The organism is Clavibacter sp. VKM Ac-2872, assembly GCF_015351105.1.
Classification (GTDB): domain Bacteria; phylum Actinomycetota; class Actinomycetes; order Actinomycetales; family Microbacteriaceae; genus Clavibacter.
Window position 1 is genome coordinate 30207 of the sequence record NZ_JADKRR010000004.1, and the last position, 20723, is coordinate 50929.

At 72.8% G+C, this 20723-nt stretch carries 28 protein-coding genes; 19 read left to right on the top strand and 9 right to left on the bottom strand.

Translation table 11 applies throughout. From position 1 onward, the window contains the following. Positions 1-35 precede the first annotated feature (35 nt). Genes ITJ40_RS14720 through galT form a run of 4 tightly spaced genes read right to left on the bottom strand, consistent with a single transcriptional unit; the run spans position 36 to position 3895 of the window. Positions 36-629 carry a gamma carbonic anhydrase family protein gene (locus tag ITJ40_RS14720; RefSeq protein ID WP_194667787.1) on the bottom strand — a complete coding sequence of 198 codons (594 nt, stop codon included), beginning with the start codon at positions 627-629 and terminating at the stop codon, positions 36-38. Positions 630-651: 22 nt separating this feature from the next. Further along, complete coding sequence (locus tag ITJ40_RS14725) at positions 652-1566, bottom strand: GNAT family N-acetyltransferase (protein ID WP_194667788.1); 915 nt, start codon at positions 1564-1566, stop codon at positions 652-654. 29 nt (positions 1567-1595) lie between these two features. Next, positions 1596-2756, bottom strand: a complete 1161-nt coding sequence (gene galK, locus ITJ40_RS14730; protein WP_194667789.1) for a galactokinase — start codon at positions 2754-2756, stop codon at positions 1596-1598. Further along, a complete protein-coding gene (gene galT / locus ITJ40_RS14735) occupies positions 2753-3895 on the bottom strand; it encodes a galactose-1-phosphate uridylyltransferase (protein ID WP_194667790.1) in 1143 nt (380 codons plus the stop codon). Before galT ends, galK begins: the two co-directional genes overlap by 4 nt. Positions 3896-3987: 92 nt before the next feature. Between galT and ITJ40_RS14740 the strand changes: the two genes are divergently transcribed. The 3 genes from ITJ40_RS14740 (at position 3988) to ITJ40_RS14750 (ending at position 6028) form a co-directional block, all read left to right on the top strand. After that, complete coding sequence (locus tag ITJ40_RS14740) at positions 3988-4812, top strand: DeoR/GlpR family DNA-binding transcription regulator (protein ID WP_194667791.1); 825 nt, start codon at positions 3988-3990, stop codon at positions 4810-4812. A 10-nt stretch (positions 4813-4822) separates the two neighbouring features. Then, positions 4823-5743: an aldose 1-epimerase family protein gene (locus tag ITJ40_RS14745; protein ID WP_194667792.1), complete on the top strand. Its 921-nt coding sequence runs from the start codon at positions 4823-4825 to the stop codon at positions 5741-5743. Positions 5744-5833: 90 nt separating this feature from the next. Further along, positions 5834-6028, top strand: coding sequence for a hypothetical protein (locus ITJ40_RS14750; RefSeq protein WP_194667793.1), 195 nt, complete (start codon positions 5834-5836; stop codon positions 6026-6028). Here the strand turns inward: ITJ40_RS14750 and ITJ40_RS14755 are convergent. Further along, complete coding sequence (locus ITJ40_RS14755; RefSeq protein WP_228512601.1) at positions 6025-6270, bottom strand: hypothetical protein; 246 nt, start codon at positions 6268-6270, stop codon at positions 6025-6027. The two genes, ITJ40_RS14750 and ITJ40_RS14755, sit on opposite strands and share 4 nt — an antisense overlap. 243 nt (positions 6271-6513) lie before the next feature. Between ITJ40_RS14755 and ITJ40_RS14760 the strand changes: the two genes are divergently transcribed. Then, positions 6514-7869: a hypothetical protein gene (locus tag ITJ40_RS14760; RefSeq protein WP_194667795.1), complete on the top strand. Its 1356-nt coding sequence runs from the start codon at positions 6514-6516 to the stop codon at positions 7867-7869. Positions 7870-7909: 40 nt separating this feature from the next. Here the strand turns inward: ITJ40_RS14760 and ITJ40_RS14765 are convergent, their stop codons facing one another. Beyond that, positions 7910-8689: an SGNH/GDSL hydrolase family protein gene (locus tag ITJ40_RS14765; protein WP_194667796.1), complete on the bottom strand. Its 780-nt coding sequence runs from the start codon at positions 8687-8689 to the stop codon at positions 7910-7912. Positions 8690-8875: 186 nt separating this feature from the next. Here ITJ40_RS14765 and ITJ40_RS14770 point away from each other — a divergent pair, with 186 nt between their 5' ends. Further along, on the top strand, positions 8876-9895 hold the full coding sequence (locus ITJ40_RS14770; protein WP_194667797.1) for an acyltransferase: 1020 nt from the start codon (positions 8876-8878) through the stop codon (positions 9893-9895). A gap of 167 nt (positions 9896-10062) precedes the next feature. Here ITJ40_RS14770 and ITJ40_RS14775 read toward each other — a convergent pair whose 3' ends face one another. From ITJ40_RS14775 to ITJ40_RS14785, 3 genes are read right to left on the bottom strand one after another with little or no spacing between them, the layout of a single operon-like run. Next, complete coding sequence (locus ITJ40_RS14775) at positions 10063-11181, bottom strand: site-specific integrase (RefSeq protein WP_194667798.1); 1119 nt, start codon at positions 11179-11181, stop codon at positions 10063-10065. A 9-nt stretch (positions 11182-11190) separates the two neighbouring features. After that, positions 11191-11565, bottom strand: a complete 375-nt coding sequence (locus ITJ40_RS14780; RefSeq protein ID WP_194667799.1) for an ImmA/IrrE family metallo-endopeptidase — start codon at positions 11563-11565, stop codon at positions 11191-11193. Further along, a complete protein-coding gene (locus ITJ40_RS14785) occupies positions 11562-12032 on the bottom strand; it encodes a hypothetical protein (protein WP_194667800.1) in 471 nt (156 codons plus the stop codon). The genes ITJ40_RS14780 and ITJ40_RS14785 overlap by 4 nt, the downstream gene beginning before the upstream one ends. A 166-nt stretch (positions 12033-12198) precedes the next feature. Between ITJ40_RS14785 and ITJ40_RS14790 the strand changes: the two genes are divergently transcribed. The 14 genes from ITJ40_RS14790 (at position 12199) to ITJ40_RS14855 (ending at position 20703) form a co-directional block, all read left to right on the top strand. Continuing rightward, on the top strand, positions 12199-12468 hold the full coding sequence (locus ITJ40_RS14790) for a hypothetical protein (RefSeq protein ID WP_194667801.1): 270 nt from the start codon (positions 12199-12201) through the stop codon (positions 12466-12468). Further along, on the top strand, positions 12465-12680 hold the full coding sequence (locus ITJ40_RS14795; protein WP_194667802.1) for a DNA-binding protein: 216 nt from the start codon (positions 12465-12467) through the stop codon (positions 12678-12680). The genes ITJ40_RS14790 and ITJ40_RS14795 overlap by 4 nt, the downstream gene beginning before the upstream one ends. An 80-nt stretch (positions 12681-12760) precedes the next feature. Beyond that, complete coding sequence (locus ITJ40_RS14800) at positions 12761-13591, top strand: hypothetical protein (protein WP_194667803.1); 831 nt, start codon at positions 12761-12763, stop codon at positions 13589-13591. Then, complete coding sequence (locus tag ITJ40_RS14805) at positions 13588-13917, top strand: hypothetical protein (RefSeq protein ID WP_194667804.1); 330 nt, start codon at positions 13588-13590, stop codon at positions 13915-13917. Before ITJ40_RS14800 ends, ITJ40_RS14805 begins: the two co-directional genes overlap by 4 nt. Next, entirely contained in the window at positions 13914-14138 is a 225-nt protein-coding gene (locus ITJ40_RS14810; RefSeq protein ID WP_194667805.1) for a hypothetical protein, read from the top strand. Before ITJ40_RS14805 ends, ITJ40_RS14810 begins: the two co-directional genes overlap by 4 nt. Positions 14139-14235: 97 nt before the next feature. Next, positions 14236-14664, top strand: a complete 429-nt coding sequence (locus ITJ40_RS14815) for a hypothetical protein (protein WP_194667806.1) — start codon at positions 14236-14238, stop codon at positions 14662-14664. Further along, positions 14661-14975 carry a hypothetical protein gene (locus ITJ40_RS14820; protein WP_194667807.1) on the top strand — a complete coding sequence of 105 codons (315 nt, stop codon included), beginning with the start codon at positions 14661-14663 and terminating at the stop codon, positions 14973-14975. Before ITJ40_RS14815 ends, ITJ40_RS14820 begins: the two co-directional genes overlap by 4 nt. Further along, positions 14972-16081: a YqaJ viral recombinase family protein gene (locus ITJ40_RS14825; RefSeq protein ID WP_194667808.1), complete on the top strand. Its 1110-nt coding sequence runs from the start codon at positions 14972-14974 to the stop codon at positions 16079-16081. Before ITJ40_RS14820 ends, ITJ40_RS14825 begins: the two co-directional genes overlap by 4 nt. Continuing rightward, the gene (gene bet, locus ITJ40_RS14830) at positions 16078-17037 is read left to right on the top strand and encodes a phage recombination protein Bet (protein ID WP_194667809.1); all 960 of its coding nucleotides are present in this window, start codon (positions 16078-16080) and stop codon (positions 17035-17037) included. Before ITJ40_RS14825 ends, bet begins: the two co-directional genes overlap by 4 nt. Then, entirely contained in the window at positions 17030-17506 is a 477-nt protein-coding gene (locus ITJ40_RS14835) for a hypothetical protein (protein ID WP_194667810.1), read from the top strand. Before bet ends, ITJ40_RS14835 begins: the two co-directional genes overlap by 8 nt. Beyond that, positions 17503-17901: a hypothetical protein gene (locus tag ITJ40_RS14840; RefSeq protein WP_194667811.1), complete on the top strand. Its 399-nt coding sequence runs from the start codon at positions 17503-17505 to the stop codon at positions 17899-17901. The genes ITJ40_RS14835 and ITJ40_RS14840 overlap by 4 nt, the downstream gene beginning before the upstream one ends. After that, positions 17898-18713 (top strand): hypothetical protein, encoded by an 816-nt coding sequence (locus ITJ40_RS14845; protein WP_194667812.1) that lies wholly within the window; start codon positions 17898-17900, stop codon positions 18711-18713. Before ITJ40_RS14840 ends, ITJ40_RS14845 begins: the two co-directional genes overlap by 4 nt. After that, positions 18710-19387, top strand: coding sequence for a DNA methyltransferase (locus ITJ40_RS14850; protein ID WP_194667813.1), 678 nt, complete (start codon positions 18710-18712; stop codon positions 19385-19387). The genes ITJ40_RS14845 and ITJ40_RS14850 overlap by 4 nt, the downstream gene beginning before the upstream one ends. Beyond that, positions 19384-20703, top strand: coding sequence for a replicative DNA helicase (locus ITJ40_RS14855; RefSeq protein WP_194667814.1), 1320 nt, complete (start codon positions 19384-19386; stop codon positions 20701-20703). The genes ITJ40_RS14850 and ITJ40_RS14855 overlap by 4 nt, the downstream gene beginning before the upstream one ends. Positions 20704-20723: the final 20 nt, after the last annotated feature.

Here is a 20723-nt window from a genome sequence, read left to right on the forward strand (position 1 = left end):
GATCGCGCGGCGACGATGGAGGAGGGGACGGCCGGTCAGGCCGTCCCCTCCTCGCGTCCGGTGTCCGTGGACGCGCCCAGGAGGACGGCCGGCGTCGGGATCGTGCCCGCATGCAGCCGCGCGTTCTCCACGTAGTGCGCGGCGTTCGCGCGCAGCCCGGCGACCTCGTCGTCCGTGAGCGCGCGCCGCACCTTGCCGGGCACGCCCGCGACGAGCGAGCGCGGCGGGATCACCTGCCCCTCGAGCACGACCGTGCCGCCCGCGAGCAGCGACTCCCGGCCGACGACCGCGCCGTTCATCACGGTCGCGGACATGCCGACGATGCAGTCGTCCTCGATCGTGCAGCCGTGCAGCACCGCGTTGTGGCCGACGCTCACGCCCCGGCCGACCGTGAGCGGGAAGCCCGCGTCGACGTGGCAGCTCACGTTGTCCTGCAGGTTCGAGTCCGCGCCGATCGCGATGTCCGCGGCCTCGGCGCGCAGCACGGCGTTGAACCACACGCTGGATCCCGCGCCGAGCGTCACCCGCCCGACGACGCGCGCGCCCGCCGCCACCAGGGCGTCGGGCGCGATGTCGGGCGCGGGGGATCCGGGGAGCGCGCGGACGGTGGCCTGGGGATCGACGGTCATGCGGCCAGGGTAGGCCGCCGGGTCACGCGCCCGGGCGCATCCGCGTGCCGCGCTCCATCGGCGTGAAGCCCGCGGCGACGTACGCGTCCCACGGCGCGCGGTAGTAGGGGAGCGGGGAGGCGTTGATGAACACGTCGTGCCCGCCCAGCTCGCCGACCCGGCGGCAGACGTCGAGCGCGAGCGTCTGCGCGAGGCCGCGGCGGCGGTGCGCGGGCACGATGCCGAGCGGCTCGAGCTCCGCCCAGCCGCTCGCCGGGTCGAGCCAGGCCGTGCAGGTGCCCGCCAGGGATCCGTCGGGCGCCTCGATCACGAGGTCGAGCTCGCGCCGGTAGACGGCCGCGGTCTGCATGGCCGCGTAGCCGTCCGCGTCGAAGCGGCTCTCGGCGTCGGGGTCGATGCCGTCGCCGGATCCGTCGGTGAAGGGCAGCTCGACCGGCTTCCACGCCCGGCGGTGGGTCTCGACCTTGGCCTGCTCCTCGCCCTCCGCGACCGGGCGGATCAGGTACCCGGCGGGCGGCCGCGCGCCCGAGTCGCGGGCCGCGTGGCGGAGCCCGGCGAGCGGGACGGCCTCGTCGACGAAGCCGCGGCCGGCGAGGATCCCGCGCAGCCGGTCCTGCCCGCGGTGGACGGCGACGCTCACGCGCCCGTCGCCGGCCGCGTCGAGGATCCACCCGGTCAGCAGGTCGGTCGTGGCGTCGTCGCCGGGCGCGCATTCGACGCGCGCGTCGTCGGCGGAGAAGCCGGCCCAGCCGATGAGCGCGCCGGCCCCGTCGCGCACGACGGCCATGCGCTCGGGGAGCTGGCAGGTGGACGCCTCCCACGCGAATCCGCCGGGATGCGTGGACGCGGGGAACCACGTGGACAGCGCGGTCGCGATCTCACGGACGGCCCCGTCCCGGTCGTCGACGATCTCGGTCAGGCCCTCGGGTGGTCGCATGCCGCCGAGCCTAGGGGGGAGGCCCGCCGCTACTGCTCCGCCTTCGCCCCGTCCGACGGCGTGACCGTGAACACGGTCGGCCCCGTGTAACCGTGCTCCGCGAACGCGCCGTCGATGGCGACCTGCAGGCGCGAGAGCGCGTCGACGTCGATGAGCGCGATGGCCGATCCGCCGAAGCCGCCGCCCGTCATGCGCGCGCCGATCGCGCCCTCGTTCTGCGCGACCTCGACCGCGAGGTCGAGCTCCGGGACGCTGATCTCGAAGTCGTCGCGCATCGAGCGGTGGCTCGCGTCGAGCAGCTCGCCGATGGCGCGCGGGCCCTCCTCGCGGAGCGCGCGCACGGTGTCGAGCACGCGCTGGTTCTCGGTGACGATGTGGCGCACGCGGCGGAACGTCTCGTCGTCGAGCACCTCGCGGGCGCGGACCAGGTCGTCGACCGAGAGCTCGCGCAGCGACGCGACGCCCATCAGGCGCGCGCCCTTCTCACACGACTCGCGGCGCGCGCGGTAGCCGCCGTCGGCGTGCGCGTGGGCGACGTGGGTGTCGATCACGGCGATGGTCAGGCCCGCCGCCTCGAGCCCGAGCGGGATGACCTCGGCGTCGAGCGAGCGGCAGTCGAGGAACACGCCCGCGTCCTGCTGGCCCAGGAGGCTCGCGGACTGGTCCATGATCCCGGTCGGCGCGCCCACGATCTCGTTCTCGGCGAGCTGCCCCACCGCGGCGAGCGTCGGCCGGTCGAGGCCGAGCCGCCAGATGTCGTCGAGCGCGAGGGCGATGGATCCCTCGAGCGCCGCCGACGAGGACAGCCCCGCGCCCACGGGCACGTCGCTGTCGATGAACACGTCGAAGCCGGGCACGGCGCCGAGGTCGGCCCCGCGCTGCCCGAGCGCCCACGCGACGCCCAGCGGGTACGCCTGCCAGCCCTCGATGCGCTCGCCGGTGAGGTCGGCGAGGCGCGCCTCCACGACCTCATCGGAGAAGGAGCTCGCGAGGCGGATCCGGTCGTCGTCCCGCGGCGCGAGCGCGATCACCGTGCGACGGTCGATCGCGAACGGGAACACGAACCCGGCGTTGTAGTCGGTGTGCTCGCCGATGAGGTTCACGCGCCCGGGCGATGACCACACGCCGTGCGGCTCGCGCTCGAAGCGGGCGCGGAATCCCTCGCGCACGTCGTCTCGGATGTCGGTCATGCGTCCTCCACTGCCTTCCGGATCATCTCGGCCGCCTTCTCCGGCGGCACGTCGCCGATCCAGGCGCCCATGGCCGCCTCGGATCCGGCCAGGAACTTGAGCTTGTCGGCGGCGCGGCGCGGCGACGTGATCTGCAGCATCAGCCGGATCTCGTCGCGGTGCGCGTCCACGGGCGCCTGGTGCCAGGCGGCGATGTACGGCGTCGGGGTGTCGTACATCCGGTCCATCCCCTGCAGCAGCCTGAGGTACATCGTCGCCAGCTCGTCGCGCTCGGCCTCGGTCGTCTCGGCGAGGTCGGGCACGTGCCGGTGGGGCAGCAGGTGGATCTCCACGGGCCAGCGCGCCGCGAACGGCACGAACGCCGTGAAGTGCTCGCCGCGGAGCACGACGCGCTCGGACGCCTGCTCGGTCTCGAGGATCCGCTGGAACAGGCCCGGCCCGAACCGCTCGATCGACTCGACGAGACGGCGCGTGCGCGGCGTGACGTAGGGGTACGAGTAGATCTGCCCGTGCGGGTGGTGCAGCGTCACGCCGATGGCCTCGCCCCGGTTCTCGAACGGGAACACCTGGCGGATCCCGGGCATCGCCGAGAGGGCGCGCGTGCGCTCGGCCCACGCCTCCACCACGGTGCGGGCGCGCGACGGCGTGAGGCCGCTGAACGAGCCGGTGTGCGCGGGGCTGAAGCAGACGACCTCGCAGCGGCCCACCGAGGTGCGGGTGCGCTCCAGGCCGATGGCGGTGAGGTCGTCGTCGTCGACGGGCGCGTCCACGCCCTCCGCCTCGGCGAGGGCGGGCCCGAAGGACGGCGACTTGTTCTCGAAGACCGCGACGTCGTACATGCTCGGGATCTCGGACGGGTTGGACGGGGTCGCGGGGGCGAGGGGATCGAGCTCCGCCGGCGGCAGGTGCGCGCGGTTCTGGCGCGCGGCCGCGATGGAGACCCACTCGCCCGTGAGGACGTCCTGCCGCATCGTCGCGGTGGGCGGTCGGGGCGCGGCGGGTCGGGCGTCGGCGGCGCGCTCGGGCGAGAGGGTCGTGTCGGCGTCGTCGAAGTAGACGAGCTCGCGGCCGTCGGACAGCAGCGTGCGGCGCTGCGTGATCCCGGACGGCGACGTCGTGACGGTCTGGTCGGCATGCATGATGCCCCGATCCTACGGGCTCTCAGGGCTCGGATCTGCGTCGGCGAAAGGGCCCGCTTGCGTTCTTGCAAGCGGTGGGCGAGGCTCGCGGGATGGCCGACGACACCGCATCCGTCCCCGCGGCGACCCGCCGGTCGCGCATCCTCGAGCGGCTCGGCGACCGCGGCTTCGCGACCGTCGCCGAGCTCGCGGCCGACGCCGGCGTCTCCGCCGTGACCATCCGCGCCGACCTCGACGCGCTCGCCGACTCCGCCGCCGTCCAGCGCGTGCACGGCGGCGCGGTCCTCCGCTCCGGCCTCGGCGCGCGCGAGCAGAGCCTCGAGGTGACGCTCGAGTCGGCCGCCGACGCCAAGCGCGCCATCGGCCGCGCCGCCGCCGACCTCGTGGAGAGCGGGCAGAGCGTGCTGCTCGACGTCGGCAGCACGACCCTCCAGGTGGCACGCGCGCTGGTCGCGCGCGAGGACCTGGTCGACGTCACGGTGATCACGAACGGGCTCACCCTCGCCCTGGAGCTCGAGCGCGCCATGCCGCGGTTCACCGTGGTCGTGACGGGCGGCACGCTCCGGGCGCTGCAGCACAGCCTCGTGGATCCGCTCGCCACCGAGGTGCTCGACCGCCTCAACCCGGACATCGCGTTCATCGGCGGCAACGGGGTCGACGTCGACCGCGGCGTCACCAACGTGAACCTGCCGGAGGCCGAGGTGAAGCGCCGGATGGTCGCCGCGAGCGCCCGCACGGTGGTCGTCGCCGACGGCTCGAAGCTCGGCCGCACCCACCTCGGATCCGTCGCGCCGCTCGACCTCGTCGACACGCTGCTCACGGACGCGGGCGCCGACCCGCACGAGGTCCGCCGGCTGCGCGACGCGGGCCTGCGCGTCGTCGAGGCGGGCGGGTCGCCCGGGGCCGCGCGGCCCTAACGTGGATCCCATGAGACCCGTCACCGGAGAGCAGCACCACCTCGTCCACGCCGGCCCGACGGGCGAGCTCCGCGCCACCGTCGTCCAGCTCGCCGCCGCGATCCGCGGCCTCACCCTCGACGGCGTCGACCTCGTCGAGCCCTACGGCGACGACGTCGTGGCCCCGATGGGCGCCGGCATGGTCCTCGTGCCGTGGCCGAACCGGATCCGCGGCGCCCGCTACGAGCTCGACGGGAAGGCCCAGGCGCTCGACGTCTCCGAGCCGTCGCTCGGCAACGCCTCGCACGGCCTCCTCCGCAACACGGGCTACACGGCGTCCGACCGCGCCGACGACCGCGTGACCCTCTCCGCCACCGTCTTCCCGCAGCACGGCTACCCGTTCCTCCTCGACACCTCCGTCACCTACCGGCTCACCGACGACGGCCTCGTTGTCACGCACCGGATCCACAACGACTCCGGGGCCGCGGCGCCCGTCGCGGTCGGCGCGCACCCCTACCTCGCGATCGGCGGCGTGCCCTCCGCCGAGCTCACGCTCACGGTCCGCGCCGACACGTGGTCCGAGGTCGACGACGCGCTGATCCCCGTCGCCGACCACCCGGTCGACGGCGCCGCCGAGGACCTCCGCGCCGGACGCGTCGTCGGCGGGCTCGACCTCAACACGGGCTACGGCGACGTGCACGTGGAGGGCGGCACGAGCCGCCATGGCCTCACCGCGCCCGACGGCCGCGGCGTCGAGCTCTGGGCCGACGCGTCGTTCGGGTTCCTGCAGGTCTACACGCCGCGCGAGTTCCCGACCCACGGGCGCCAGGCGGTCGCGATCGAGCCGATGACCGCGCCCGCGGACGCCTTCAACTCCGGCGTCGGCGTGCGCCGCCTCGCGCCCGGCGAGGAGTGGACCCTCAGCTGGGGGATCCGGGCGACGGGGTTCTGACCGGGATCCGGACCGCGCCTGTGCACGCGGCCCGCGAGACGCCGTGACGTGTGGCCTGATGGTCGCATCCCCACCGCCAGGAGGCCGAGCATGCCGAGACGCCCGCCCGCGACGCCGAGCGCGCCCCCGCGACGGTCGGTCGTCGCGATGATCGTGCTGGCGGCGGCGATGCCCCTGGCTGCGCATCTGGTTCCCGACCTCGCCGCGGTCTGCTGGTCGGCGGGGCTGCTCCTGGTCGTCGTGGCGCTGGTCGTCGCCGTCCGGAGCCACCGGCGCGCAGGCTAGCCCGCGTCCTCCTGCGCCCACTGCAGCGCGACCCGCTGCGTGTACCGCTCGAGCGCGATCCGGTTCTCCTCGGGCTCGCGCAGCCCGTCGATGTAGGCGAGGAGCCGTCCGACGACGCCCGACAGGTACTGCACGCCGCGGTCGTCGTGCTCCTCGAGCGCGGTCTTCAGCAGGTCGTAGCGCTCGCTCGTCTCCTCGGCGGTCAGCATCGCGATCACGAGTTCGTCGGCCTGCATGCTCATGCGATCCAGCATCGCATCGCCTCGTCGGTGGCCGCCCCCTCCGGCACGCGGCGGGATCCCCCTGGCCATGCGGATCCGGCGCCGTGCACACCCCGTGCCGCGCCTCCCCGAACTGGGGGTACGCTCCGGGCGGCAGCAGGACGCACCCTTGCGCTACCCAGCGTGGGGCGTCCGGTGCTCGGGGGAGCGGATCGACGCCGCCCGACTGCGCCCGTCAGCACGGCCCATCCGGAAGGCTCCCCCTTGCTCCACTCACGCGCGGACGCGTCTGCGTCCACCTCCGACCTGCCCGTCGAGGCCATCGCCACGGGCGCCCCGGCCCCCGCCGAGCGGCCACCGCTCCTCGGCCGCCGCGCCGTCTTCCTGGCTGCGGTCGGCGCCACCGCGGGCGTGGCCGCCGTCGCCGCGCCCGCCGCGGCGCCGTCCGCGTCGGCGGCCGCCGTCGTGGGCGACCAGTCGCGCGTCTACTACCCGGAGCAGTTCGGCTTCGTGCCGTCGGCGGCCGATCACACCAAGGCCATGGCCGCGTTCTTCGCGGCGCTGCAGAAGACCGGCGGGCGGGGGATCCTGCCGCCGTGCGAGATCCGCGTCACGTCCACCGGCATCGACTACTCGGGTGCCGCGTGGCCGAAGCAGCCAGCCTCGGGAGCGCCCTACGGGTACCCGGCCATCTCGATCGAGGGCTACGGGCGGCGCGTCACGACCATCCGGCAGATCGCGGGATCCACCGGCGACGTCTTCACGGTGCAGGGCAAGATCGGCGCCGATGCCGGGCCCGCCGCGAACAACAAGGCGACGGTCTCGCTCACCGGATTCAGCATCACCGGCACGCGCACGGGCCGGCACGGGCTGTACCTGCGCTCGCTGCTGCACTGCCGAATCACCGACATCGAGCTGAACGCCACCGGCGCCGCCGGCGTCTTCTTCGCGCGCGCGGCGTTCACCGCGGCCAGCGACGAGTACTCCTACGCGAACGTCATCGAGGGCCTGCGCGTCATCACGGCGGGCACCTGGGGCGTCGACTGCGACGGCGTCAACGCCATCGACATCGTGATGCGCGACACCGAGATCGTGAACTGCACGGCGGGCGGGATCCGCATCGCCCCCACGAACGCGCGCTTCGAGAACACGCGCGTCATCGGCTGCGGGGCCGGCAACAAGGCGGCGCGCGGCTTCCTCGCCATCCCCACGAGCAACGCGTCGTCCATGGTCTCCGAGCTCGGGATCAACGGCATGCGCCTCGAGGGCAACTCGGGACCGGGCGGTTACCAGATGGAGATCGGGGCGGGCGTCGGCGCCACCGTCGTCGGCTACAACATCGTGACCGGCGGGGACGGCGGCGCCCACGGCATCGGCGTGGGCCTCGTCGACCAGGGCGGGCGGCTCGCCCAGGACACGTCGGTCGGCCGCGGCACCATGTTCATGACCCCGAGCAAGTACCCGTCCCAGCGGGTCGTCGTGGTGGGGGCCTTCGCGCGCGACACCCGCGTCGAGCGCCCGTCCCTGCCCAACAACCCCGACACGCCCTTCGCGTCGGTCGTCACGGATCGCGGCGTCCGCAGCGTCGACGGCTTCGGCCGCGCGCTCACCGGCCCGTAGGCCTGACCGGCCCGTAGGCCTGACCGGTCCGTCGCCCGGCTCAGCCCGCGAGGGACGTGAGCGCCACCTGGATCCCGGCGGCGATGGCCTCGTGCCCGCTCGCGCTGGGGTGCCACTCGTCCTCCGTCCGGAGGTCGGGGCGATCCACGGGCAGCCAGCTCTCCGGCCCCGTCGCGTCGATGACGTGGGCCTTGCCGAGCGCGGGACCGCTGTACCCGGACGCGAGCTTCTCGTAGCTCTGCACGCCCGTCATCGGCGTGATGATCACGGTCTGGGCGTCGGGCCAGCGCTCGGCGATGTCCGCGAGGGTCGTCGTCACGCCCCTGCGCACCGCGACCTCGCCGGGCTTGATGTCGTTGACGCTGCCCTGCAGGATCACGAGGTCGGGCGTGAAGTCGTCGCCCATCGCGGCCAGGCGGTCCGGGTACGCCGGCTGATCGGACGTGGCCGCGAAGCCGGTGCCGGCCGCCGCGTTGAGGCGCACGTCGCTCCAGCCCTCGCGGTCCGCGAGCAGCGCGGGGTAGGCGGGCCGTCCCGACGTCTCGATGCCGTGTCCGAGGATGAACGAGTCGCCGAACATGAGGACGGCCGGATCCTCGGGGAGATCCAACGGCGCGACCGGCGCGATGGTCGCGCCGGGACCGGGGACGAAGCCCGATTCCGCGACGGCGCCCGCGTTCTCGACGGGTGCCCCGCCGCTCCCGATCGCCGCGACGACCAGGCCGACCGAGCACGCCGCGACGGCGGCCGCGGCCGTCCAGCCGGCGATCCGCCATGCTGCCCGCGCCCGTGCGCCCGCCCGATACCCGTATTTCCCCACTTGTGAACCGTACGGCGATCCCGGTCGGCGGTGGCGTCCGCGTCCCACCCCGTTCGGGGGGTCCCGGGCCTCGAGCGATCCGCGACCGAGCCCCGCTCCCTCCGCCACTGGGATCACCACTGGATCCGCCTCGCGCCGCCGCCCTCCGACACGAGCCCGACACATCGAGCCGATACGGTGCCGATCATGTCTGGGGGAGACGGAACGACGGTCACCGCTGCGCGCGCGGACTGGGTGGATGCGGCCAGGGCGATGGCCATCCTGCTGGTGGCGCTGTTCCATGCGGGCCTCCTGCTGATGCAGGAGGACCTCGCGTCACCCGTGTGGGCGACCATCAACAGCGCGTTCGTCACCTTCCGCATGCCGATCTTCTTCCTCGCGTCGGGGCTCCTCGCGGGATCCGCCGTGCGCCGCTCCTGGCCGGAGCTCTGGAGCTCGCGCATCGCGATCCTCGTGTGGGCGCTCACGATCTGGTCGGTGCTGCGCTTCCTCTACTTCTCGGTCGTCCCGCTCGACTCCCGCCCGCACGAGGGCGACCCGCGCGCGCTCCTGCTCGCGCTCGTGTTCCCGGCGACGGGGCTGTGGTTCCTGCACGCGCTCGCCGTGTTCCTCGTGCTGGCGAAGCTCGCGCAGGGGCGCGTGCCGCCGTGGATCCAGCTGACGGTCGCGGCCGTCGTCTCCGCCCTCTTCCTCAGCGTGCTGCGCATCGGCAGCCTGAGCTGGGACGGCATGGCGAAGTACCTCGTCTTCTTCCTCATCGGGCTGCACGCCAAGGACCTCGTGTTCCGCGTCGCGGCGGCGGCAGCCCTGGTCGCGTTCGGCGCGGCGGGGGTCGCCGTGGAGCTGACCGGCATCAGCGGCATCCCCGGCGTGCTGCTGGTCGTCTCGTGCCTCGCCATGGCGGTCGGCGTCCTGTGGGCGGCCCTGTTCGCGCGCACGCGGCTCGTGCGCCCCCTGCGCTTCCTCGGGCGGAACACTCTGCCGATCTACGTGGCGCACGTGCTCGTCATCGCCGCGGCCTGCGCCGTGCTCGACGCCGTCGAGTTCGAGGCATCCGGCCCCGTCCCCTACCTGCTGCCGCTCGTGGTGGGGGTGGTCGCGATCGGGACGTCGCTGGCCATCCACGCGGTGGCGATGCGCACGCCGCTGCGGTTCCTGTACCGCACGCCGCCGTTCCTCGTGCTGGACCGGGGCGCTCGGGGGTGATCCCGGGCGCCGGCCTCGGCCTGCCGGTCGACGCACGGAGGTGGGCCCCGTCGGGCTCGAACCGACGACCCAGGGATTAAAAGAGCCCTCCGCCCCTCGGCGGGATCCGACGATCGCTAGCCGATTCTTCCGAGATCACCCGACGAACCAGCCGCCGACCTGGGCCTCTACGCGCTCGGTCGCCGCCGGAAGGCCAGGACCGTCCCGGATCCTCCGAGGTCGCTCTGCCCCTCGTCTGCCCCTCGCGACGGCTCCGGCAGGGCGGCGAGGACCGCGCGCTGCGGGGTTTCGGCGAGGTGCGCGTAGCGGCGCGTGGTGAGCGGCGACACGTGGCCGAGGAGGCGGCCGATCTCCTCGAGCGGGACGCCGGCCTGGACGAGCGCGGACGCGTAGGTGTGCCGGAGGTCGTGGATCCGGAGCGCCCCGAGCTCGGCGTCGCGGAGGGCGGGGATCCAGAGGCGGGTGCGCCAGTTGTGGTAGTCGATCGGGGCGCCGGCGCGCAGGAGGACGTGGCCGCTCTTGCGGCCGTCGAGATGGGGCGCGAGCGCGGCCGCGGTCCACGCGGGCAGCGGCACGTCGCGGATCTTCCGGCCCTTCGGGTAGAGCTTCAGCGTGGAGTGCGCGTCGTCCCAGACCTCGGCAACGCGGATGACGCCGCGGTCGACGTCGACGCGCTTCACCTGCAGGCCGACCGCCTCGCCCCACCGCATGCCGGTGCCGAGCAGCAGGGACACGAGCGCGCGGTCGACGCCCTCGAACCGCTCGAGGAGGGCGGCCTGCTCGGGCCCGGTGAGGAACCGCTCGTGCGACTGCTGCCCGCCCGGGAGACGGAGGCGCAGCGCCGGGTTCGCGGGGATGATCTGCGCGTCGACGGCCGCGCTGAGCGACGCGGACAGCAGGTGGACGCACCGCTGCACCGACGCGGGCGAGAGACCGTCGGCGGCGAGCTCGGCCGCCCACGCGCGCACGTCCTGCCGGGTGATGTCGACGAGGGGCACCTGGTCCCACTTCGGCGCGAGGCGCGCGCGGCGCCGTGATGCGTCCTGCCGCAGCGTGGACGGCTCGACCGTGCGGGTCGGCCACCACGTGTCGCACCAGTCCGCCCACGTGCGCTCGGCCGCCTTCGGGTCGCGCCACCCGAGCGATGCGGCGTCGGCCTCGGCGGCCGCCGCGGCGTTCATCGCCTGGCGCTTCAGGTCGAAGGTCCCGGCCACGCGCTTCCGCCCGTCGGGGAGTCGGTAGACGCCGCGGTGGCGGCCGGATGGGACCTTCTCAGTCCAGGCCATGAGCGCCTCCTAGGCGATGTGGTGGTCTCGCATGTACGTCTCGAGGATGTGCGGGGTGACGTCGAGCTCGACGCACCAGGCACCCGGATCGGGGGACTGCTGGGCGGCGCGCACGAGCGCGTCGGGGTGGATGAGGTGCCGGGCGGCGAAGCGGTCGGCCTGACGCTCGGCGCGCGGGGTGGACTCGCGGTGCCCGAGGCACACGTGCCCGAGCTCGTGCGCGAGGACGGACCGCTCGAGCAGCCGCCGCATGCGGGGCCGGAGGATGATCGTCCTCCGGTCGGGGAGCCATAGCCCGTTCGCGGTCCGGAGCGCGCCGTAGACGACGTCGATGCCGAGGCGCTCCGCGTGGGCGTGCGGGTCGTAGCTCGCCGGTGTCGTCATGTGTTCTCGGGGTCCAGCCCTTCTGCGCTGTCGTCGTGGTTCGCGGCCTTCGCCTCGTCCGCGTGCAGGTCAGCTTCATCGAGACGGCCGACATCCTGGCGCGCGCGGCGCGCGGCGACCTCGTCGACGAGCTCCTGCTCGACGGGCTCGGTGAGCGCGACGCTGGCCTCGCCGCTTCCGACGCGACGCAGCATCTCTTCGGCAAGCTCGCGGTCGCTCGCCTGGCGGATGCCGCGCTGTCGACCGATCACGTCCGCCTCCATCTCGGTGATGTAGCCGGCGGCCACGAAGGCATCGAGCATCGGGATCCCGTAGACGCGGCAGAGGCGCACGACGGTCGTGACCGGCACGGAGCTCTGCAGCTGCCGACCGAGCGTGGTGTTCGTCATCCCGACCTTCCGGGCCATCACGCGGTCGCTGTCGCCGTACGTGTATGAGCGCAGGAAGGTCTCGAATGTGTCAGTCACAGGTCGAGCATGATGCATCTTTGCATCACTCGTCAAGTCGTAAGGCCCGGAATCATGGGGATCCGTGGTGCAAGTCCGCCACATGGGGGACAACCGGTGTTGCGTTCATGCATCAATGTGTTGCACTCTTGCACCACTTCAACCCGAAGATGCAGAAGGAGGACCGATGTCGAGCAAGCTCCGCATCAAGCCCGGCCTCCTCAAGCGCCTCCGCGAAGTTCGTGATCTCCCCAGCGAAGAGCACCAGGCCCGACTCATCGGAGTCGACCGGACCACTCTTCGTCGCGTTGACCAGGGAGCGGCACCGTCCGCAGCCTTCATGGCCTCCCTGTGCACCGCGTTCGATCTCGGGCTTGGCGAGGCGTTCGAGGTCGTCACGAATGATCCGCTCAACCACCGACAGCCGGCACCCGCCCGAGAGGCGGTGGCCGCATGAACCCCGTGCTCACCGTGACCGAGGTCGCGACGAAGGCGCGGAAGCACCCCGACACGGTGCGCCTGGCCCTCGCTGACGGCGAGCTGCACGGCACCCAGCGCGTGCCCCGCGGGAAGTGGACCGTCCGGGAGTCGTGCGCCGACGCCTGGATCGACGGCCTCCCGTGCCCGCACGTCGCGACCAACGTGACTCCGATTCGCCGGAGCGCGTGACCCCCACCCACCTGCACCACCCCGTCCGGTCTTCGCCCAAAGCCGACCGGCCGGGTCCTGAACGAGAGGGCTCCCCAGCCATGAACGACACCGCATCCCACCAGGCAGCGACGAAGGTCGCCACCCCGAAGCTCGACCGCATCGAGGCAGCCGGCACCCGCGACAGCGACTTCAAGCGCACGAACGACAACCAGATCACCTGCCAGGACGGCTTCGGCCTGTCGGTCGTCGCCGGCTACGGCGCGTACTGCGAGCCGCGCCCCGACTGGCCGGGGAGCGGCGCCCCGAGGGACTACCCGGGCCCGTACGCCCGGGTCGAGGTCGGCTTCCCGACCGAGCGCCCCGAGCCGTGGGCGGAGTGGGACGCATGGTGCGAGGACCCGGCCAGCCCGACGGAGACCGTCTACGACTTCGTGCCGGTGGCCGCGGTCCGTGCGCTGATCGAGCTGCACGGCGGCGAGGCGGTCGGCGAGGTTGCCGCCGTCGGTCAGGCGCTGGTCCCGGTCGCCACGGAGGTGCCCGTCCCCCAGCCCTACGACCCGAACGCCAACCCCTACTACGACCCCGCCGCCGCCGGCCTCGAGATCCTGTTCCAGGACGACGACCAGGACGCGTGCTACTCGTTCGACATGGTGGTCATCTGGGGCTCGCCGGCCTCCGGCGCCGTCTACATGGCGACCGACTCCGGCTGCTCCTGCCCGTCTCCCTTCGAGGGCTACGCCGGGCCCGCCGGTCTGGCCTCAATGAATCGGCTGGACCCGACTCGGCGCGAGCACATGACCGAGAGCATCCGCGCCGCCATCGACGCCATCGACGAGCGCAAGGCGCCGGCGGTGACGGAGGCCGTGCAGAAGGCGGTCGCCGCCATCGAGGCGTTCGGCGCCCGGCAGGCCGAGGGGGCGCGGTCGTGAAGGCTCTGCTCCGCCGCAAGCCCGCGGCGCCGACCATCGTCCCCACCGTCCCGTCGGTGAAGCAGGCGCAGCACGCGCTCTGGCAGCACGGCGACCCGCTCGGCGTCGAGCCGGACGACCGGGGTCGGGAGATGTGGGCCGCCTACGCGTGCCTCTCCAAGCCGGCACGGACGCTGATGGCGGTCCGGCACCCGGGCTTCGCGGCGGCGTTCGAGATGTCGTTCGAGTGGGCCGGGTTCGAGGAGCTGCGATCGATCGTGAAGCGGGCACAGGACGTCCTCGACACGGTGGACGCGGACGGGTACGTGCGGGCGGTGTCCCGATGATCCGCCTGGTCCTGGTCCTCGCGATCCTCGGCGTCCTCTCGTCCGTGCCCATGGCCGTGTTCAACGGCTTCCACCTCGCGTGCCTGCTCGTGATGGTCTTCGCGGCCTACGCGGTCGCGATGCGGGACGCGAAGGTCCGCGCCGGGGACGAGTCCCGGCTCGATCGCCTCGATCGGCTCGGCACCCCCGACCGCCATGTTCCCGGCGATCGTCGGGCTTGACCTCTCCCTGACCTGCTCCGGAGTCGCCGTCATCACGGACGGCGCCCCCACTCTCCACCGGGTTCGATCGGCCGCAGTCGACGCGACGATCCCCGAGGTGTGGGGCCGGATCCGCTCCACCGCAGCGCGCGTCATCCGCCTCGTCCCGGCCGGCTCCCTGGTCGTCATCGAGTGGTCGTCGTACGCGTCCAAGTTCGGGCAGCCCGACGAGCGGCACGCGCAGCGGTGGCTCATCGCCGGCCAGCTCGCCGAGCGGTGCACCGTCGTGCGCGCTTCCCCGAAGGCGCGGGCGAAGTACGCCGCGGACGACGGGAACGCCGACAAGGCCGCGGTCAAGCAGGCCATGCGAGCGAAGTACCCGGGGCTCGTGATCCCCGACGACAACACGGCCGACGCTCTCGCCCTCGCGGCGATGGGCGCCCGGTACTCCGGCGTCCCGATCGACGGACCGCCGTCCCCCCAGCAGACCCAGGTCATGCGCGCCCTGCGCTGGACCATCCCCATCCCAGAAGGAGTCACCCCGTGACGAAGTACAAGAGCACCACCCCCAAGGATCCGCGCAACGGCTTCGCCGAGATGGACCACGAGCTGCTGCAGTCGCCGCCCGGCGCCCGCTTCACGGCGATCGTCACCTACGAGGTCGTCGGCGACGTCGGCAACCGCGTGAAGCACGAGCGGCACCCGATCCTCGAGGCGATCCACATCGAGCCGATCACCGCGCCGGACGCGCTCGTGACGGTCAGCGAGCTGCAGGACTCGGCGCACCAGGTGCGCACGGGGGAGACGCAGCTCGACCTCCCGCAGGTCGGCGACGAGGACGAGGCGGTGGAGGCGTGAGCGCGCAGCTGATCGACCTCGCCGACGTCGAGTCCCGCGCCGGCGCGTCGGACACGAACCGTACCGCGTGGCTGCTCGAGCGCCAGCAGGGCATCACGGCCACGAACATCCGCGACCTCTACCTGCGGAAGACGACGATCGCCAAGCTCGTCGACGAGAAGCTCGGCCGGACGAAGGACACCTTCACCGGCAACCGGTACACGGCATGGGGCACGAAGCGGGAGCCGATCATCGCGGCCGATGTGTGCTCCTCGTTCCCGGGCCTCAGACCGGAGACCCGCGTGTTCCACGCCGCCGACAACAGCCGCTACCTCGCGTCGCCCGACCTGCTCGGCGAGTTCGAGGGACAGCTCGCGGTCGGCGAGATCAAGACGGGGAAGGACGACATCCGCGGCGGCTTCGCGGACTACTACGGCAAGGGCTACCACCTGCAGCAGCAGTGGTGCATGCGCGTCACCGGCGCCCGCGTCTCGATCTACGCGTCCGAGCAGCACGACTCGGACTGGCAGAACGTCGGCGGCGAGTACGAGGAGCCGCAGCCGCGCGAGCTGTTCGCGGACACCTACGTCGAGCGGTACGACGAGGAGCTGGTCGCCGAGCTCGTGAAGCTCGCGGACGAGTTCCTGGCCGCGCTCGACAGGGCGGCCGCCGGCGGCGCGCCCGACGTCGACGAGGCGCTCGACACGCACGCCGTGAACTACCTCCGCGGCCTCGACGCCGAGAAGCAGGGCAAGGCCCTGAAGGAGGAGTCGTTCCTCGCGGTGAAGAAGGCCCTCGCGGACGAGGCCACGTTCTCGCAGGCGTCGCCGCTCGCGCGGATCTCGTGGAAGCGGGGCGGCGAGGAGACGACGGCGGAGCAGCGCGTCGATCGCGAGGTCGTCGACGAGAAGGCCGCGAAGAAGGCGCACCCCGAGGAGTGGCGGTACCTGCAGCGGATCACGAAGCTCCGCGACAAGTACGCCGAGCTGTTCGCGGGCGCCGACGAGGCGTGGCGCGCGGTGCTCGACGAGCACACCACGACCGAGACGGTCACCGAGACCGTCACGGCGACCAGTAGGGAGAACCTCCGCATCACCGCGGTCAAGCAGAAGGAGATGGGGAAGTGAGCGCAGCCGTCGCCCTCCCGGCCACGGGAGACAGCAGCACGTGGAACGACACCGAGCGCGCGCTCGTCGAGGCGTCCGGCCTCGTGAAGAAGCAGGGGCAGAACATGGTCCTCGCGCCGCGTCCGGTCGTGGAGGCGTTCCTGCTCCACTGCCGCCGCACGGGCCTCGACCCGATCGCGAGGCAGATCTACTGCATCGAGCGCGGCGGAAAGTGGGGCACGCAGGTGTCGATCGACGGCGCCCGGCTTGTGGCCGAGCGCACGAAGGAGTACCGCGGGCAGACACCCACGCAGTGGACCGCGGACGGCGTGACCTGGGTGGACGTGTGGCTGCCGAAGGATCCGCCGGCGGCCGCGCGCGTCGGGGTGCTCCGCGAGGGGTTCTCGCAGCCGCTCGTCGCGGTCGCCACGTGGGACCAGTACGCCGACAAGAACGGGGCCATGTGGAAGAAGATGGGCGCGCTCATGCTCGGCAAGTGCGCCGAGATGCTCGCGCTGCGGAAGGCGTTCCCGCAGGACCTCTCCGGCCTCTACTCGACCGAGGAGATGGACCAGGCCGGAGGCCCGAAGTCGGCGGCCGTCGTCGAGCAGCCGACGCCCGAGCTCGTCCAGGTGCAGGAGCAGCCCGCGGCGGCCGTCGACTGGGAGGCGCTCGCGTCCAAGGCGACGAGCCGCGACGAGCTGAACGCGATCTGGCAGCGCGTCGGCCGTGAGGATCCCCGCGCGCGGACGCAGCAGCTGCAGATCCGGATGAAGGAGTTCGCGTCGTCGATGACGTCTCGGCCGACGCCGGAGCCCGAGAAGCCGTGGGCGAAGGAGACCCCGCAGGAGGAGGTCGTCGAGGCCACCGTCGTCGACGAGGAGCAGCCGCCGGCCGGTGGCTGGCCGACCGCGCAGGTGCCGCTCGTCGAGGACGAGCCGGACCCGGAGCCGTACGGGGGCGGGGACCGTGCCTGATCCTCTCCACCCGGCCATCAGCGCGCGGCTCGCCTCGATCGGGATCCGCGAGCCAGACCCGACGGACCCGATGCACGTCCGCCTCGTGGCCGCGCTGTCCGGCGTCGTCGCGCAGTCGGTCGGAGCGCAGCTCCTCGCGATGCGGTTCGAGTTCGTGTCCCGCTTCCAGGAGGCCGGCGCCATGCACGTCCGGAAGCGCATCGCGCACAAGCGGTACGTCGCGGCGCTCGTGAAGAGGCTGCGGGAGGCGGATCCGAAGCTGTCCCGCACGGCCGCGAAGCAGGAGGCCGAGGAGACCGACGAGGCCCTCGAGCTCGAGGGCGACGCGGACGCGTGGAAGGCCGAGGAGTCCGCGATGCGGCAGTGGCTGCAGGCGATGGACGCGGCGTCGCGGAACCACGCGACGGACCGCGCGGACGAGCGGGCGACGTTCATCGGTCGCGGCCAGATCCCGGAGCAGGCGACGTGAGCGCGCCGACCGCCAAGGTGCGCGGGCTCATGCTTGCCCGCGACCTGGATCGGTGCGCGGCGTGCGGGGGGCGCATGCACCTCGAGGCGCAGCACCGGCAGGCGACCGGGATGGGGGGTCGGATCCTCCGGCCCTCCATCACGGAGCTCCTCACCCTGTGCTCGACCTGCAACACGGCGGCCGAGGGCGGCCTGCAGCGGAGGGCGCTCGCGTCTGGGTGGAAGGTCCGCCGGTGGGTGCGGATCCCGGAAGCCGTGCCCGTCTTCTACACGCTCGAGCGCACCTGGCACGTGCTGCTCGGCAACGGCACGAGGCAGCCGATCGACGCGGCCCTCGCCGACTACACCATGCGGGCCATCTACGGCCCCGACTACCAGAGAGGAGAACGACCATGACCGGAGTACCCGCCGAGCTCGTCATCGGCAACGACTTCATGATCGTCCGCGGCGGACTCGTCCGCACCCTCGACAACGCCAACGACGCGCTCGTGTGGACCCGCATCCACTGGCGCTGCGAGATGCACGGCGCCCACGTCATCGTGGACGAAGACGGCATCGCATGGTGGCCCGCGTCGAGGGAGACCCTGGCGGTGGAGACCGGCCTGCGACAGGAGCAGGTCCGGCGTTGCCTCGAGCGCCTCGTCGAGGGCGGGTTCCTCGAAACGGCGAAGCACCACCGGAACGGCAACTACGACCAGACGAAGTCGTACCGCACCGTCATCGAGGGCACGGAGCCAGCGGGCGGATCTGCCGAAGGCACCCTGCCAGATCGCCCAATGAGCGGGGCGGTGCCGCCCAATGTTCCTTCTCTTAAGACTCTGGAAGAAGAGAGCGCGCCGAAGCGCGCCGCTCGGCTCCCGAAGGTCTTCGTCATCACGGACGAGATGCGCGCGTGGGCGGCGGAAGCGACGCCGCTGGTCGACGTCGACGCGAAGCTCGGCGAGTGGATGGACTACTGGCGAGGCCGCGGGACTCCGATGAAGGACTGGGTCGCGACGTGGCGGAACGGCATGCGCAAGCAGCAGGACTTCGCGGTCCGCGACGGGCGCACCCGCCAGCAGCCGGCGCCGGTCCCGGACGTGACCGCGGAGGTGCTGCGCGAGCAGCGTGACGCGTGGCTCGCCGAGCACGGCGTCACGCTCGAGGAGCTCGAGGCGAACAAGCACGACCCCGCGTGGCGCGCCCGCATCGAGGGGCGCGCAGCATGACCGCGCCCTACTACTCCGACGAGCTGGTGACGCTCTACCACGGCCTCGCCGAGGACCACGTCGCCGAGTGGACGGCGGCCGACGTCCTGTGCGTCGACCCGCCCTACGGCATCGACTACCAGTCGGGCCAGAAGAGCGAGACGATCGCGCGCTCCATCGCCGGCGACAAGGACACGTCGGTCCGCGACGCGATCCTCGAGGCGTGGGGACCCGACCGTGCGGCGCTCGTGTTCGGCACCTGGCGGATCGTCCGCCCTGCCGGCGTGAAGATGCTGCTCGTCTGGGACAAGAAGGGCGCGCTCGGCATGGGCGATCTGTCGATCCCGTGGAAGCCCGGGCACGAGGAGATCTACGTGCTCGGCGGCGGGGCATGGCGCGGGCAGCGCACGAATGACGTGCTGCGGGTCGCCCCGGTCCAGTCGACGTCGCGGAACGGGCGGCTGCACCCTCACCAGAAGCCCCTCGCGCTCATGGAGGAGCTCATCCGGAAGCTGCCCCTCGGGGTGGTGGCGGATCCGACCGCCGGCGTCGGGAGCACGCTGCTCGCGGCGTCGCGCCTCGGGCAGCGGTCGATCGGCGTCGAGCTGGATGAGGGCCACTGCGAGACGATCGCGAAGCGGTGCGCGACCGACCGCTCGCAGGCGCTCTTCGGCGACTGGGACGGTGCGGCGTGACCGGCGAGGACCGCGCGGGCCGCGCCGAGCAGGACGGCACCGACCACGCCGAGCGCGCGACCCTCGGCGCGATGCTGCTCGCGTCGTCCGCGCTCTACGACGTGCTCGACGAGAAGGTCACCCCCGACGACTTCCTCCGCCCCGCGCACGCGCTCGTCTTCTCCGCGGTCCTGTCGCTCGTGAACCGCACCGAGCCCGTCGACCCGATCACGGTCGCCGACGAGCTCGCGCGCCTCGGCGACCTGGCGAAGGTCGGCGGCGCCGGCTACCTGCACCAGCTGACCGGCGACGTCGTCACCGCGGCGAACGCCGGATACTACGCGGCGATGGTCCGCGACCGCGGCGCCCGCCGGCGGCTGACCGAGGCCGGGCTGAAGATCACGCAGCTCGGCCAGGCCGTCGACGGATCCACCGCGGACGCGATCGACGGCGCCCGCGCGGCGCTCGAGCGCGCCACCACGCAGGAGCGCGCCGACGTCCACGCCGTCGGGGCGACCGTCGACGCGGTCATCGACAGCCTCGGCACCCCGCCGGACTACTACCCGTCGCCGTGGGCGTCACTCGACCGGCTCATCGGGGGCTTCAACCCCGGCAGCCTCTACATCGTCGGCGCCCGCCCCGGCGAGGGGAAGACCATCGTCGGCCTGCAGTGCGCGACCCGGCTCGCGCACGAGGGCCTCGTCGCGTTCATCAGCCTCGAGATGGGGGAGTCCGAGCTGCAGTTGCGCCTCATCGCGCAGTACGGCGAGGTCCACATGAAGTCGCTCCGGAACCGGAACCTGAACGAGGAGCAGTGGAAGCGGGTGAAGATCGCGCGCGACCGGTACGACAAGGCGCCGATCTACATCTACGACCAGGGCTCGACCCTCGCCGACATCCGTGCGTTCATCCGCGCGGTCGCCCGCCGAGGGAAGCTCTCCGGCGTCGTCATCGACTACCTGCAGATCATGTCCGGATCCGGGCGGGAGAACCGGCAGGCGGAGGTAGCCGAGTTCTCGCGGGCGCTGAAGCAGCTCGCCCGGCAGCTGAAGGTCCCCGTCATCGCGCTCTCGCAGCTGTCGCGGCCGCCGCAGCAGCGCGAGGGGAAGCAGCCGGTCCTCACGGACCTCCGCGAGTCCGGCGCGATCGAGCAGGACGCCGACGTCGTGATGCTCCTGAACTACGACCGCGAGAAGAAGGCGGGCGAGCTCGGCGTGACCGTCGCGAAGAACCGGCACGGCGAGATGGGGACCATCTCGCTCATCTGGCAGGGGCAGTACGCGCGCCTGCAGGACAAGTCGTACGACCCGTGGGGCTCGACGACCCTCGACATCTGACCACCGCGGACCACCCGGCC

Bases quoted from the DNA above. Each gene is read 5' to 3' on its own strand.
- ITJ40_RS14720 (WP_194667787.1), bottom strand. From the start codon at position 629: ATGACCGTCGATCCCCAGGCCACCGTCCGCGCGCTCCCCGGATCCCCC.
- ITJ40_RS14725 (WP_194667788.1), bottom strand. From the start codon at position 1,566: ATGCGACCACCCGAGGGCCTGACCGAGATCGTCGACGACCGGGACGGG.
- galK (WP_194667789.1), bottom strand. From the start codon at position 2,756: ATGACCGACATCCGAGACGACGTGCGCGAGGGATTCCGCGCCCGCTTC.
- galT (WP_194667790.1), bottom strand. From the start codon at position 3,895: ATGCATGCCGACCAGACCGTCACGACGTCGCCGTCCGGGATCACGCAG.
- ITJ40_RS14740 (WP_194667791.1), top strand. From the start codon at position 3,988: ATGGCCGACGACACCGCATCCGTCCCCGCGGCGACCCGCCGGTCGCGC.
- ITJ40_RS14745 (WP_194667792.1), top strand. From the start codon at position 4,823: ATGAGACCCGTCACCGGAGAGCAGCACCACCTCGTCCACGCCGGCCCG.
- ITJ40_RS14750 (WP_194667793.1), top strand. From the start codon at position 5,834: ATGCCGAGACGCCCGCCCGCGACGCCGAGCGCGCCCCCGCGACGGTCG.
- ITJ40_RS14755 (WP_228512601.1), bottom strand. From the start codon at position 6,270: ATGAGCATGCAGGCCGACGAACTCGTGATCGCGATGCTGACCGCCGAG.
- ITJ40_RS14770 (WP_194667797.1), top strand. From the start codon at position 8,876: ATGTCTGGGGGAGACGGAACGACGGTCACCGCTGCGCGCGCGGACTGG.
- ITJ40_RS14775 (WP_194667798.1), bottom strand. From the start codon at position 11,181: ATGGCCTGGACTGAGAAGGTCCCATCCGGCCGCCACCGCGGCGTCTAC.
- ITJ40_RS14780 (WP_194667799.1), bottom strand. From the start codon at position 11,565: ATGACGACACCGGCGAGCTACGACCCGCACGCCCACGCGGAGCGCCTC.
- ITJ40_RS14790 (WP_194667801.1), top strand. From the start codon at position 12,199: ATGTCGAGCAAGCTCCGCATCAAGCCCGGCCTCCTCAAGCGCCTCCGC.
- ITJ40_RS14795 (WP_194667802.1), top strand. From the start codon at position 12,465: ATGAACCCCGTGCTCACCGTGACCGAGGTCGCGACGAAGGCGCGGAAG.
- ITJ40_RS14800 (WP_194667803.1), top strand. From the start codon at position 12,761: ATGAACGACACCGCATCCCACCAGGCAGCGACGAAGGTCGCCACCCCG.
- ITJ40_RS14810 (WP_194667805.1), top strand. From the start codon at position 13,914: ATGATCCGCCTGGTCCTGGTCCTCGCGATCCTCGGCGTCCTCTCGTCC.
- ITJ40_RS14845 (WP_194667812.1), top strand. From the start codon at position 17,898: ATGACCGGAGTACCCGCCGAGCTCGTCATCGGCAACGACTTCATGATC.
- ITJ40_RS14850 (WP_194667813.1), top strand. From the start codon at position 18,710: ATGACCGCGCCCTACTACTCCGACGAGCTGGTGACGCTCTACCACGGC.